Genomic DNA, 12,804 nt, shown 5'->3' on the forward strand with positions numbered 1-12,804 from the left:
CGGCCGAGCCGTAGAGGGGGGCCGGCCCTACGCGCCGCGGCAGGTCAGGTCGGCCCGGTAGTTCCCCTGAACACCCTTAAAGGTGCCGGTAAAGCGCCCCTGACCGTTCAGCGTACCAGTCAGTAGGCCAGTGGAGCCGCGCTGGGCAGAGAGGCCGGCGGAGCGAAACCCCAGCAGCGCCGTGGCCCTGCCCTCGACGCGGCTGTCGAGGTTCAGGTTGAGGGTGTTGAAATACAGGGTCTGGCCGTCGTCGCGCACTGCGGCGGTGCCGGTGGCCTGGAACAGCGTGCCGTTGTTGGTGAAGCTGCCGCTCGCCGCGCCCGTCGAGGCCACGGTTAAGGACAGGGACGCCGCAGCGTGGGTCAGGGTGCCGGCGGTGGTGCCCTCGCACACGAGCCCCACCGTGCGGGGTGAAGAACTTTGGCCCGCCCCCTGCGCGAGGCCTCGTCCCAGGCCTTCCATGGCGGCGGGGGTGCAACTCGACAGGGTGAAGGCAAGCAGGCCGAACAGGGAAATGCGACGCATGGACACGCAGTGTGAGGTGTCCCGTCTGAACGGCGTGTCACACAAGTGATCTCAAGTGGTCGAGTGAGACTGAACCTGACCCTTTAAGGAAGCCAGTGAATCAATTGCGTCCGCAGGTGCCCGACCTGAAAGGCGGCGGCGGCCACCTCGCGACTGACCTGCACGAAGTTGGCGGGCGAGACCCATTCTTGGTGCAGCGCCCCTGTTGCTGGCCCCTGATACGAGCGGAGAATCCCGAGCAAGGTGTCGAAGCTTTCGGCGTAGTGGTAGGACGAGTGCATCAACTCGTTTCTCTTTTGAATGAGGCGCTGGCAGTCAGACAGCACCGTGGCCACCCGGGCGAGGTAAGGCTCAACGTGGGGCTCGGCATGTGCCGGAACGTACCGGCGCACCTGCTCTTCCACCGCCCGCTGCACGCGCTGCACCTGCTTGCTAAATGTAAAGTCACGCAACCGTTGAATCTCAGTGAACTGGTCATTGACATTCAAGGCGACTGCGCCGAGCTGTTGAATTTCGTGTTCGAGGGCCAGGAAGCACAGCACGAATTCGCCCAGAGCCCTGTACACAGCGTCGAGATCAGTGGTCAAAAGCGCTCCTCAAAGGCGGTGAATTGCGGCCGGTGTCCGGAACTGGTGGCAACGGCTGGTCTTGTGAACGTTGAGGATGGGCGACGCCAGGCTGCGGGAACCTTAGCTGCAGGCGCAAGTGGCCCCCGCAACGTGTACGGTGCGCCTGTGGATGAATCGCAGTACCTGACGTTGCACGGCGTGCCAACGGCGCAGCCCACGAACCCGCGGGCCACATTCTCGCATCAACCCCTGGACGGTTGGACGTGGAACGGCCCAAGTCGGGAGCAGCAGTTCGCCATTGAGAACAGCTGCTTGAGTCTGCATGACGCATTTGAGCGCGCCATCTTGGGCCGCCGGTTGGGTGAGGAGCTCAGTGACCTGCTGGTGCCGCAGTGGTTGACCAATGCTGGGCATTCAGCAGACTGTGCCATGTCTGCCGAAACGTTCGAGCGCTTGTTGAATGAGATTCCGGTCGAAGCTCGGCCAGAGGTGCACGCCCGCCTGTATCTGGAAGACTGTCGGCGGCTCATTGGAGGAGTTCAGGAGGTTTGGCTGCAAATCCACCTGCTGGTGGGCGAATTTTACCGTGTGCTCAATGCACTGGTTCCGATTCAACACAGCGGCGCGCCGCCCGGGGGTATCATTTTTCATACGGGTTCTCAAGCATCGGCTGTTTGGACTTTCGCCAATATGGTGTACGTCCGCCTGTACAGCCTGCTGGATTACAACGTCAAGTTGCTGGACGAGGTGCGGCACCTGCACACCACTTTTGACCGCTATCCACGCATGCACTCCAAGAACATCCTCTACGGGCAGTGGACTAGATTGGCGCTGACGCCGGCAGACATTCAAGGCACCCTGCTCGAGGATCACCCGCTGGTCGCCGAGGTCGCAACGGTTCGCAACCACATCATTCACAACGGGCTACTGGACGAGCATCCCCGCGTTTATATTCGTTACGAACATGGACAGATCGTCGAAAAGTTCGTGCTTATGCCCGACCTCAGAGCGGGCCGGCCGGTTCAACGCGTCAACCGCCTCTTGTTTTTTGCACACGAAGACAAGCTCAACCTGCGACTGCCTGACCTCATCGACCATTGGATGCAGCGTCAACAAGCGACGTTAAACCTGGCCCTGCGTCTGATGGCAGCACGCTGAACCTGGAAGACAGAAAGGTTTCCAACCATGAGCTGGCCTCTAGCGTGGAGAGTATGTCACGTGACATTTTCGATACGGTGCTCTACGGTCTGGACAGTCCAAGGAAGGCGTCGGTAGGATGTGTGGCCGCGCCGACGACGATCTGGGCCCTGCCGGCTGGGAAACCATGCGCTTCACCTCCGATCTGCCCCGTTGGCATCTGGGCAAGGCCCGTCCCGAAGTTCAGCCCACCGACCCGCTGAGCTTCGTCCGCAGGGAGGGCCGGGGGCCTTCCCTCGATACCGGGCGCTGGGCCTCGTGCCGCCGGGCATGGCGTTGGCGGAAGCCAGGAAATATGCGACGTTGAATGCTCGCGTAGAAACCTTGGAGAACGAGCCCCTCTTCGCCAACGCGTTCCAAGCTCAGCGCTGCGTCATTTCCCTCGCGGCCGTCTGGGAGTGGCCGGCGAGCGGGAGACAGAGGGGGAGAGTTCACATTTTCAGACGCGATGACAAACCGCTGCTGGTCGCTGGCCTGTGAAGCACCACCGACACGTCAGACGGCCTCCTGCGCTCTTGCACCCTCGTCACCCGGCCTCCCACACCAGTCTGATCGACATGCATAACCGTATGCCAGCACGGCTGCTGAGCAAGGATCTCCGGACGTAGTTTCAGGCCCCCTGGCCCAGGCCCGCACAGCGCGGTGGCCCAGTCCAGTTGGTAGCCGCGCATCCTTCAAGTGGCTCAGGCGTGAGCCGATCTACCCTGTCGCGCCGCGTGGGCGAGTACGCCGACCACCTGCGGGCCGTGCAGGAAGTGCGTGACCGCAAGTACGGTGTTCGAGGTGGCGCGCCTCGCGGCTGAGCTGCTGGGGCGGCGGCCAGCGACAACTGAAGAGGACCACGCGGCCCTGGGCGTGTACTTGCGCCAACTGGCGCTGCTGTCCCAGGAACTGCACTGGCACGGGGAGGAACGGTGACCAGATTGCCGACGCCTGACCCTCAGCAAGATGAGCCAAACGTCACCTCATTCTGTTTAAAATAATTTTTTATGTTTTTCCTGATTTAATTTGGATGTTGTTGATACAGCTGCCAGGCTTGTTCTGGCGCAGCCGGGTCAGGGCCCCTGGCCGTGGGCAACCTGTGGATCGCGGCGGCTAAACCCCTGCCAGGATGGGGTATGGCCAACCACGACCCGCGGCTCAAACTGCACGACGACCGGCCCAGCGCGAGTGGCGACGACCTCTACCACCGCCGAACCTTCGTGCGGCGCCTGACGCAGGCGGTGGCGCGCCGGACACAGACCTCACCATTCATCATCGGCATTGAGGGGGCCTGGGGCGAGGGCAAAAGCACGGTGCTGGAGTATATGGCCCAGGAACTCCACGCGAACCACCGCGACGTGGTGCTGGTGCGCTTCAATCCGTGGGCCTACGGTTCACAAGATCAGATGCTGCTTGGCCTCGTACAGCTCGTGGCCGAACGCCTGCGGGAGAACACACGCAAATCGGTGCGGAAGCTGGCCGCCGGCGTCTTGGGGCTGGTGGGCAGCGCGGCGGAACTTGCCGGGAGCGTCAGCGGTCAGGGCCACCTTGAAAAAGGTGGCGCGGCAACCAGGAAGCTCGCCGACGCCCTGGGCCAGGAGGACAGCTTCCCCAAACAGAAAGCGGCGCTGGAGGCCAAGCTCCGCACGGCGCAGACGCAAGTGGTCGTGCTCGTGGACGATCTGGATCGGTTGGATCACGAGGCGATCCGGTCGGTGTTCCGCCTGCTCAAAGCGGTCTTCGACCTGCCGTCGTTCACTTACATCCTCGCCTACGACCCAGACATCATCGCTGCCGCCCTGGAGGCGCACTTCGAGTCGCGCGGCGCGCTGTCAGGCCGGCGGTACCTGGAGAAGATCGTTCAACTGCCCCTGGCCCTTCCCAGGCTCGACCCCCTGGATCTGGAGGAGGATCTGTTCGCCAATCTGGTGGGGGCCTTCGAGGACAACGGCCTGCCGCAAAGTGCCGAGGAAATCGTGGAAATGCGGCGGCTGGCAAAAGTGCTGTCCACCCACCTGGCCACGCCGCGGGAGATCCGCCGACTGGGCAACGCCGTTCGCTTCGCCCTGCCCATCTTGCGCGGCGAAACCAACCCCGTGGACGTATGCCGGGTTGAGGCGCTGCGGGTACTCTTCCCAGAGCTGTTTGAGCAGGTGCTGCGGCATTCAGATCTGCTCACAGACACCGGATTCCTGGCGCGCCACACCTACCGCAGGATGCTTCTGCGCGACGGCGGCGCGAACCCCATCGGTGGGCCGCTGCCCGTCCCACCACCGGGGCCGCTTCATGAGGTGTTCGGAGGCTTCCCACCCGCAGCCAAGCAGCTTCTGGGCATGGCCTTCCCCAACGCCGCCCTGGCATTCGACTTGCACGAGCCGGGCCGCTATTCCGGCCCATACGCCGCCCACCAGCCGGAATACCTGAAGCGCTACCTGCAATACGCCATCGGTAGCGACGACGTGGAAGACGCACTCACGCGACAATTCATCCAGGACACGGTGCACCGGAAGGCGTCAGCGGAGGCCACTCTTGGCGCGCTCGACGCCAAGCGGCTTCCTCGGTTTCTCGGGAAGATTGCCCTGTACGCACGGCCCCTGGAATCGGAGGAACGTCTGGCCCTGACACTCGTGCTGGCTGGGCACTTCTATGAGAGCTATGTCTCGTTCGGGTCACACGCCATGCCCCTGCTGACCGTGCGGGACACCGTGGTTGAGGTGCTGGAACAGGGTGTGGGCCGCGAATCCAGCGGGGAGCGCTGGGAGGTTCTGGAGCGTCTTTTGAAAGACTTGCCAGAATGGTGGATGTCGCTCGATCTCTTCGAGGCGTGCTCGTCCCTGTTGGCGCGGGAGTCGCGCTCAGGCAGGGAAGCGGTGGCCCAGCCACTGCGGGACTGGCTGGCCGATCTTCTGCACCGGCACCAAACCCAGCTCATGCAAGAACCCCGCGCCATTCTGGTGTCTGCCCTGCGGCTGCTCGCCGAGCGCCATGGGCGGAGCCTGACGCACGCCCTTGTGCTGGACTTCGTTGGCGAACGGTCAGACCACGCGCAGCGCTGGTTGTTGGCATTGGCGAGGCAAGTGCGTGTGGAAGCCGGAGCGCTACCGTCTCGGTTCAGCATCGAGCAGTACCTGATGCTGGAAGAGGTCGTGGACATGGACGAATTGCTGGAACGTCTGGAGCCGCTGGTTCCAGAGGTCGAAGGTCTGGCCGCGACCGACGAGGTGATGGCGAGAATCATGTTCGACCGTCTGCTGGACATTCGCCCGGACGCAAAGGAGTTCCGGCAACTGGAGGCAAAGGAGCTACGGCAACGCCTGGTCGCACCCCCCATCCACAAGAGCGAACACAACATTGAATAATGTAAAAATTATTCAATGTTTTTATGATGTCGCGCCAGGTATTCTGCCAGCGCCTGCTCCACGATCAGGTATTGCTTGCGCCCCTCGTCCGCGCTGGCCTTCTTGAGCCGGCGCTTCAGGCCGCGGCTGAGGGTGCAACTGAAGGGCTCCTGGGTGGCGTCGTCCTTGCGGGGTTCAGCCGGCGGAGGGGGGATGTGGGCAGCTGGTTCCAAGGCCGGCACAGCGTCCTTCATGCCCTTGAGCATGCCAAAGCGGCCCGACTTCTTGGGTTCAGCCGACATGCGCCAGTACCTCCCGGGTCACGCTCGCGTAGTCCACGGCCACGAGGCGGGCGTAGCGGTTGCTGGTGTAGGCGTCCAACGGGATCTGTTTCTCGGCCGCGTCCCCCACAGCCGTGCTCTTGCGGACGATGGTGGTCATGACAGGCACGCCCTCGTCGGCCAGGGCCTCGCGCAGCTCGTCGCCGCGCCCACCCTCGTTGGCGACGATGAGCACGCGGTAGTTTTTGACGCCTGCCTCAATGATCGGGCGCAACGTGCGAATGAGCCCGGTGGCGGACAGGCCATCGGGCTTGGTGGGAATTACCAGCAGGTCGCTGTCCTGAGCGAGCTGCACCAAGTCGTTCCCCTGCTCGTTGCCTTTGGTATCGATGACGACGTACTGATACGGTGCCATCCCTTCTGGGGTGGCCGTCTTGAACTGCGCGGCGTCAAAGGTCCAGCCATCGAAGGTGCCCTCTCGCCAGTAGATGGCACATTGAAGCTCTTCGTCGGCGTCAAGGAGCAGCGTCTTGCCCTTGCGCCCGAGTTGCTGCGCGAGGTGGACGGCGGTGGTGGTCTTCCCCACTCCCCCCTTCATATTGCCCACACTGATAATCTTTGGCATGAAAAAATTATTGCATGGGAAAATGATTTCGGAGCACTGAGCAGCCTGAAGTCTCCATTCCAATCAGCACAGAATATTTACGCTGTGGGTTGTGAGTGGGGTTAGCGCTGGAAGCTGGTGAAGCAAGCCGGCAGATGCGGGCTGGCACCCAGAAACCTTGTTTGTAAACCTGCGATGCGCTTAGCCGAGCGCCTGAGCGAGCCCGATGAGCAGCCCCTCCGGCCCGCGGATGTAACACAGCCGGTACATGTCCTGATACTGAACCACCTCGTCAACTAGTTTGGTGCCGTGTTTCGTGAGCCGTTCCAACGTCTCGTCGAGATCGTCCACGGCGAACATGACGCGGAGGTAGCCGAGGGCGTCGACCGGCGCGGTGCGGTGATCCGCGACCACACTTGGTGCGAGAAAGCGCGACAGCTCCAGCCGGCTGTGGCCGTCTGGCGTGCGCATCATGGCGACCTCGACGTGCTGGTGGCCCAGTCCGGTAACCCATCCGACCCATTCGCCTTCGATGGTGGATCGCTTTCCAGCTCGAGGCCAAGTTCGCGAAAGAACTCAATCGCCGTGCCCAAATCCTCGACGACGATGCCGACATTATCCAGCCGCTGAACCGCCATCTGATGATCCTGAGTCAAATCGTCATCGTGTACTTGGTCAAGTCAGCGCGTGCCTTTCACGACCGGGCCGCCCCGACTACCTCTGCGGCCACGTGGCCTGCGCTTTTTGCAACTCGGCCGTAACCTCCCTGGCCTGCTGCGGCATCAGGCGAAACAGGTGCTGAACCACTCTGTAGAGTTCCCTGAAGCGCTGTGTTCGGTCGACCACCTCGCCCAGGCCGCCCACGAGCTGCCGAACCACCGCCTGCCGACGTCCAGAGAGATCCGGCTGGGCCCACAGCAGCTTCAGCAGTTCGCCCGCCATCACCGCCTGGTACTGCACGGTGATGTTGGGGTGGAGCAACAGACGTAGCAGCGCCTGAAGTCCTGGCCCCACCTGACCGGAGTCGTGGGCGATCACATGTTGCAGCAGCCCCGAGCTGAGGGGCAAGAACAGCCGGCCGGCCAGCAACAGCGGCAGAAGATGGGTCTCCAGGGCAGTTTGGTTCAGTGTGCCGGCCCGGTACACGGCAAGCAGGGCGTCCACAACGCCGAACGCGGTCAGCACCGGGCCAAGCGTACCTTCCCGGTTGCTGTGGCGCAGTCCCGCGTCTTCGGTCAGCAGGGGCAATGCCTGGGCCGCGGCCAGCGCCATGGCGCTGGCCGCCTCTTCCGGAAACAGGTGCCCCAAGGCGCCGATGGCCGGCGGGGCGACGACGACAGCCGTGTGCGTCCGAACGAAGTGCAGCGCCCGGGCCACCGGTTCCTGCTGAGGGGCCAGCATTTCAAGTTGTGCCTCGGTCTGGGTCGTCACTTGAAGGGGGATGCCAGCGAGCAACAGCAGTTCCAACTGATCCGTCATGGCGAGGCCCAACAGGGCGCTGACGTCCACCACCCACGCCGGGGCGCCGAGGGCCACCGAGGCGGCCTGGGCGTCGGCCTCTTCACCGAGAAAGCTCAGGTACGTTTCCGGGCGGCGGAACACCCCCAGCCAAAAGGCCGTGGCCGATTCGGTGGCCAGTGTGGCGTTGAGCACGTGGGCGTAGCGGTTGCGGGCGATAATCTGGCGCGCCTCGTCGCGCTGCCGGGCGGTCTTCTCGGCGGCGGCCCTGAGGTTTCGCCACTCCTCGGGCAGCCCGGTCTCGAACTCCGGGCTGGGGTCGAGCACGCGCAGCCTGACCATGCTGTTGTCTGCAGGAAACAGCTGGTGGAAATCCTGGAGGAAAGAGCGCTCCGCGTTGGCGAATTTGGTGATGATGCCCCGCACCTCAAAGGTGCCCCCCTCACCCTCCCGCAGTTTGACCGTGCTGCCCAGACGCTGGCCCAGCAGCACCTGGGCTTCCCGGCTGTCCAGGGCAAACTCCCCCCGCTCGGGGGCTGGGGCCCCGTCGCCAGTCAGAACCAGCCACCGCTGCGTGTCGTCGTTGGCCAGCAAGACGGCGCTCTCCGGCTGCACTTCGGGCAGGTTGTGCTCGTGCGGGCAGCGCAGCGCGATCTGGAAGTACCGACTGTGTACGCCTGGATCGCTGTGGGATCGGCGCCTGGCCTCGTAGGCCCACCCAAGTGCCTCCCGGCCCGGCGCGAGCTGCGAGGCGACGTCGGCCGCGTTCATGAGTTCGGCAGCGCTCACGTCTGGACGCGCCACATAGCGGCGCAGCAGGTTCAGGACTTCTTCAGGCTGATCTTGCTTGCGACGCACCACTGCGGCGTTCCACAACTCGTGCGCGTCATCGGGCCGCAACTCGAGCAGGCGAACTTGGCGCTCGGCGGCGGCGTCCCACTGCTCCAGGCTGGCGTGCAGGGCGGCGCTGAGGGCGTGCGTCTCGAAGCTGACGTCCTGCTGGGCGTCCAGCGCGTCGACGACCATCTGCGCCGCGGGAAAAGCGCCGGCTTGCAACAGCAGCGGCCCCATCCAGTGCAGGAGTTCCGCGTCCTGCGTCTGTTCCACCACGGCGGTGACGACCTCAGCCGCCTCATCGAGCTGCCCCCGGACGCGCAGGTACTGGGCGAGCTGCACGCTCAGGCCGACGACGCGCTCCCCCTGCGCCAGCGCCACCGCCCGCCGGTACGCCGCCGGCGCCGCCTGGTGGTCATCCAGGGCCTCGGCCACCTCGGCGCGGGCCAGCCAGACCAGGGCGCGGTCGTCGGCCTCTCCGTCCAGCAGCACCCGCGCCGCCGGAGCGCGGTTCTGGGCCAGCAGCACCCGCGTCGCCATGAGCAGGGCGTTGTCCCGGGCGCGCGGATCCAGGTCTTCTTGAAGGATGCCCGTGAGCAGCTCGGTGGCCTCCGGCGCCCGGCCCGTGCGCTCCGCCGCGCTGGCACCCAGCATGCGCACCTCCACGTCGCGCTCGCCTTCGGAAATTCGGGTGAACGTTTGCCAGGCGTCCTCAGGACGATCCAGCGCCATCTGGGCCAGCGCGGCGTGCCGCAGCGAGGCCACGTCGTCGGGATCGGTTTTCAGGGCCGCCTGCGCTACCTCGAGCAACTCAGGAAAGCGGTTGTGCCAGAACAAGATGGCCTGCTTGAGGTTGCTGGCCTGATTCAGCAGCGGCGGGGCCAGGCCGCCCGGTTCGGCGAGCACGCCGTCCACGAGGTTCAGCGCCTCGGCAATTTCGGGCCGGCCTTCCAGCAGCGCGGGCACCTCCGTGATGGCCCGGGGTGCGCCCCGCAACTCGAGCTCGAGCGGCTTCATCTTGACGCGGGCCAGGGCTAGGTGCAGGCGTGGATCCTGGGCGTGCTCGGTAGCCAGCAATGGGCGAAGGTCGGCGCTCGCCACATCAAACCGCTCCTGCTGCATGGCCGTCTGTGCCAGGGCCAGCGACAATTCCAGGTTCCCCGGCGCGCCCTCCTGGGCCCGCAGCGCCTCGATCTCCCCGTGCCGCCCGAGTTCGTCCAGGGCGTAGACCTTGAGGGCCAAGGTGTCGGAGCGGCGCTGCTTGCCCAGGGCGCGGTTCAGGTAACCCAGTGCCTTCTCGGGTTCCCCGTCCAGCAAGGCCGCGTAGCCCCGCAGGGTCAGGCCGCCGGGAGAGGTGCTGTCGTACTCGAAGGCCGCCACATAGCGCCGCGCCGCCTCGTCCCGGTGGCCGAGGTTGTTCTCCAGGTTGCCCCACAACCGCAGGTACTTGGCCCGGGCCGCGTCAGACATCTGGTCGACCTCGCCCTCGAGTGCTCTCAGGCGGCGTCCGGCGGCCGCGAGCGCGAAGTCCTCCAGGCTGTGGTCAATGCGCTCCAGTTTCGGGGCGTGGGGGTCGGTCGGCGACAGTGGCGTGCCGGGCAGGGGAACGCGGGCCGCAGATTCGCCACCGGGAACAAGCTGCGCGTGGAGCTGCTGAACCATCGCTGCCATGTCGCCGACGCTCCGCTGCATGTCGCGCAGCACCTCTTGGGTGACCCTGCCCTGATCCAGCAGCACCTGATGGCCCTGCCCCCTGAGGTAGAGGATCCAGTAGGCGGCCAGAAACGTTTCGGCCACCACCCTGGGCCGATCCCGGGCCTCCAGTCCGTGCTCGCGATCCTCAAACAGACCCAGCAGGGCGGGCGTGACGCCGCTGCCCTGCTTCAGACCTTCCAGCACGGCGCCGCTTCGCCACTCGGGCGAGGCCAGCCAGTCTTGCAAGGCCAGCCGGCCAGCAGCTTGCCGCCCGTCGTGCAGGGTGGTCAGCGCGGTCAGGAGCGCGTACTCCTCGTCACTGACGGAAGCCGTCGTCAGCTTCTTGTACCCCGCTTCCAGGAGCTTGCGCCCGGCGAAATTGAACGCGAGGTTGAGGGCGGTGGAGACGGGATCCATCCGGCAATGTTACCAAGTTGTGCTTCTTTCACAACAGAACCCAGGTGTGGAATACGGTCAGAGTGAATGGATGGGGTATCAACGGCCAAATGTTCAATTGTTCAGGCGCGGCGCGGCAGACCAGGAGACAGACGCTGCGTGAGGCCGTTGCGACGCGCCATGTGGAACCAGTCTCAGCATCGTCGTTCCAGCTTCCATGGAGTCCTCCTGCGAACCGGCCCTCCTGTTCGCACGCACGCGCCGCGGCGTCTGCACCTCAGGAGCCGGTTTACTCGCCTGAAGCGTCCTGCCAGTGGGCGGCGGCGGGCGACCAGGTGCCCTGGTCTCGCCCCTCCATGAGCAGGGGGCGGTAAAACGTGCGCAGCAGCGCCATGATCCCTTCGAAGGGCGGCGCGGAAAAGCGGGTGCGCGCCAGGTACTGGTTCCAGCGGCGCGTCAGCACCTCAGAGCGGCCAAAGGCCTCGTCCAGTACCAGCGGCACGGCCGCCGCCGGCGTGCCCCGGGCCGCGAAGCTGCGGCGCAGGGCCAGCGACGTGTCCCTGGCCCCCAGCGCCTCGCGCGTCAGGATCATGTGCAGGTCATACAGATCCTTCATGCGGGTGGTGGCCTCGCCGATCTCGACCAAGGCCGCGAACTTTTCGGTGACCACCGTCTCGAGCGGGTAGATGGGCACCGCCACGCCCTGCTCCAGCAGCAGGGGCGGGAAGGTCCAGACCACCGGCGCTGGCGTGATCGCGTTCCCGAACGACACGTCGATTTTCAGGTCGGCGCGCGACGCCCCTAGCCGGGCCACCACATGCGCCTTGACGCCGGGATACGCGTGACCGAGCTGATGGGGGATGACCGAGATGGTCGCGGCGTCGAACGTCAGGCCGTCACCGAAGCGCAAGCCGCAGACCTCGCCCAGCACCGCCCGCACGTCCTCTGGTGTATGCGGCAGGCCTCGCGATGCAAAGTCGAGGTCTTCGGTCGGCCGGGCGGCCTGCCCAAAACGTGCGAACAGGCTCAGGGCCCCCTTGAGTACGAAGCGCTCCGCATAGGGACTGGCGTCCAGCCGCGCCAGCAACCCCTGCTGCGCGTAGAGGAGCAGCATGGCGTTGGCGGGCAGGTTGGGGTACCGCGTGCGCCCGAGGGCGCGCAGCCGCGCGAGGATGCTCGCGGGGTTGGGCTCAGTGATCTTGGTCATGTAAGAGCACCTCCAGGTCATGCGAGAGGAGCGTCCAAACGCCCTGGGCCCGGCCCAGTTCGATCAGGGCCTGCACCTGCGCCTCAGGGCGTTTCAGGTACTTCTTCAAGCCCTCGAGGTACAGATCTCGCCCGAACTTCGGGGCGTAGCGCAGCAGGTCGGTCAGCGTTTTTTCCACGCTGTAGGTAGTCAGAATCCGCCCACGAACGTGGACGGTGACGAGGCCCTCACCGTAGGCCCGGGGGCCGAAGTAAAAGATCTCAATGGCCGGCGTGTCCACCGCGGGGGGCCGGTGTCGGGAAGGCACAGCGAACTGGAGCACCGTGGGCCGGGTCGTGGTCAGGCCGTGCAGGTGCAGGGCGCTCACGAGGCAGGGCCGGGCGTACGGCGCGCGCAATTGGACTTCCAACAGATCCTCGGCGGCCCCGTCTGCCACCGGCAAGTCCCCCACATCCACCAGGCGGTACACCCCCCGCTGGGCGCGCTCGATCAGCCCCTGGCGCAGCAGCCGGGTCAGGGTCACGCTGCGCACCCCCGCCCGCGCGGCGTCCCGGGCCGTGAGCACCCCACCCCCCTGCGTGAACAGGTCGAGCACCTCCAGGGCGCCTGTGGTCGTGATGTTCATAACTGCAGGAAGTATAAGCTTACCTTCCTACGCTTTCAAACAGTTCCATATTCACCCTTCTGGTAAGCAGTCTTACCAGAAAGTCTTTGTGTA

The 12,804-nt window shown here is 65.1% G+C and carries 12 protein-coding genes; 3 read left to right on the plus strand and 9 right to left on the minus strand.

What is annotated here, in order from left to right; all coding sequences use genetic code 11:
- Positions 1 to 27: 27 nt before the first annotated feature.
- Both CVO96_RS20430 and CVO96_RS20435 read right to left on the minus strand, forming a co-directional pair.
- On the minus strand, positions 28 to 525 hold the full coding sequence (locus CVO96_RS20430; RefSeq protein WP_133161908.1) for a hypothetical protein: 498 nt from the start codon (positions 523 to 525) through the stop codon (positions 28 to 30).
- Between the two features lie 83 nt (positions 526 to 608).
- The gene (locus tag CVO96_RS20435; protein WP_103314322.1) at positions 609 to 1,112 is read right to left on the minus strand and encodes a hypothetical protein; all 504 of its coding nucleotides are present in this window, start codon (positions 1,110 to 1,112) and stop codon (positions 609 to 611) included.
- 147 nt (positions 1,113 to 1,259) lie between these two features.
- Here CVO96_RS20435 and CVO96_RS20440 point away from each other — a divergent pair, with 147 nt between their 5' ends.
- The 3 genes from CVO96_RS20440 (at position 1,260) to CVO96_RS20450 (ending at position 5,632) form a co-directional block, all read left to right on the plus strand.
- Entirely contained in the window at positions 1,260 to 2,252 is a 993-nt protein-coding gene (locus CVO96_RS20440) for a hypothetical protein (RefSeq protein ID WP_103314323.1), read from the plus strand.
- A gap of 297 nt (positions 2,253 to 2,549) precedes the next feature.
- Positions 2,550 to 2,771 carry an SOS response-associated peptidase family protein gene (locus CVO96_RS21755; RefSeq protein WP_165795481.1) on the plus strand — a complete coding sequence of 74 codons (222 nt, stop codon included), beginning with the start codon at positions 2,550 to 2,552 and terminating at the stop codon, positions 2,769 to 2,771.
- Positions 2,772 to 3,409: 638 nt separating this feature from the next.
- Complete coding sequence (locus tag CVO96_RS20450) at positions 3,410 to 5,632, plus strand: KAP family P-loop NTPase fold protein (protein ID WP_103314325.1); 2,223 nt, start codon at positions 3,410 to 3,412, stop codon at positions 5,630 to 5,632.
- 8 nt (positions 5,633 to 5,640) lie between these two features.
- On the opposite strand, the gene CVO96_RS20455 is transcribed toward CVO96_RS20450, so the two are convergent.
- The 7 genes from CVO96_RS20455 to CVO96_RS20480 all read right to left on the minus strand — a co-directional run bounded on the left by CVO96_RS20455 (position 5,641) and on the right by CVO96_RS20480 (position 12,711).
- Positions 5,641 to 5,913, minus strand: a complete 273-nt coding sequence (locus tag CVO96_RS20455) for a hypothetical protein (protein WP_103314326.1) — start codon at positions 5,911 to 5,913, stop codon at positions 5,641 to 5,643.
- A complete protein-coding gene (locus CVO96_RS20460) occupies positions 5,903 to 6,517 on the minus strand; it encodes a ParA family protein (protein ID WP_103314327.1) in 615 nt (204 codons plus the stop codon). Before CVO96_RS20460 ends, CVO96_RS20455 begins: the two co-directional genes overlap by 11 nt.
- Before the next feature lie 180 nt (positions 6,518 to 6,697).
- A complete protein-coding gene (locus CVO96_RS21340) occupies positions 6,698 to 6,970 on the minus strand; it encodes a VOC family protein (RefSeq protein WP_207795399.1) in 273 nt (90 codons plus the stop codon).
- The gene (locus tag CVO96_RS21345; protein ID WP_207795400.1) at positions 6,967 to 7,134 is read right to left on the minus strand and encodes a VOC family protein; all 168 of its coding nucleotides are present in this window, start codon (positions 7,132 to 7,134) and stop codon (positions 6,967 to 6,969) included. Before CVO96_RS21345 ends, CVO96_RS21340 begins: the two co-directional genes overlap by 4 nt.
- Before the next feature lie 76 nt (positions 7,135 to 7,210).
- Complete coding sequence (locus CVO96_RS20470; RefSeq protein WP_103314328.1) at positions 7,211 to 10,900, minus strand: tetratricopeptide repeat protein; 3,690 nt, start codon at positions 10,898 to 10,900, stop codon at positions 7,211 to 7,213.
- A 268-nt stretch (positions 10,901 to 11,168) separates the two neighbouring features.
- Entirely contained in the window at positions 11,169 to 12,086 is a 918-nt protein-coding gene (locus CVO96_RS20475) for a nucleotidyl transferase AbiEii/AbiGii toxin family protein (protein WP_103314329.1), read from the minus strand.
- Positions 12,070 to 12,711 (minus strand): type IV toxin-antitoxin system AbiEi family antitoxin domain-containing protein, encoded by a 642-nt coding sequence (locus CVO96_RS20480; RefSeq protein ID WP_103314330.1) that lies wholly within the window; start codon positions 12,709 to 12,711, stop codon positions 12,070 to 12,072. Before CVO96_RS20480 ends, CVO96_RS20475 begins: the two co-directional genes overlap by 17 nt.
- Positions 12,712 to 12,804: the final 93 nt, after the last annotated feature.

It is taken from the genome of Deinococcus koreensis, from assembly GCF_002901445.1.
Classification (GTDB): Bacteria; Deinococcota; Deinococci; order Deinococcales; family Deinococcaceae; genus Deinococcus; species Deinococcus koreensis.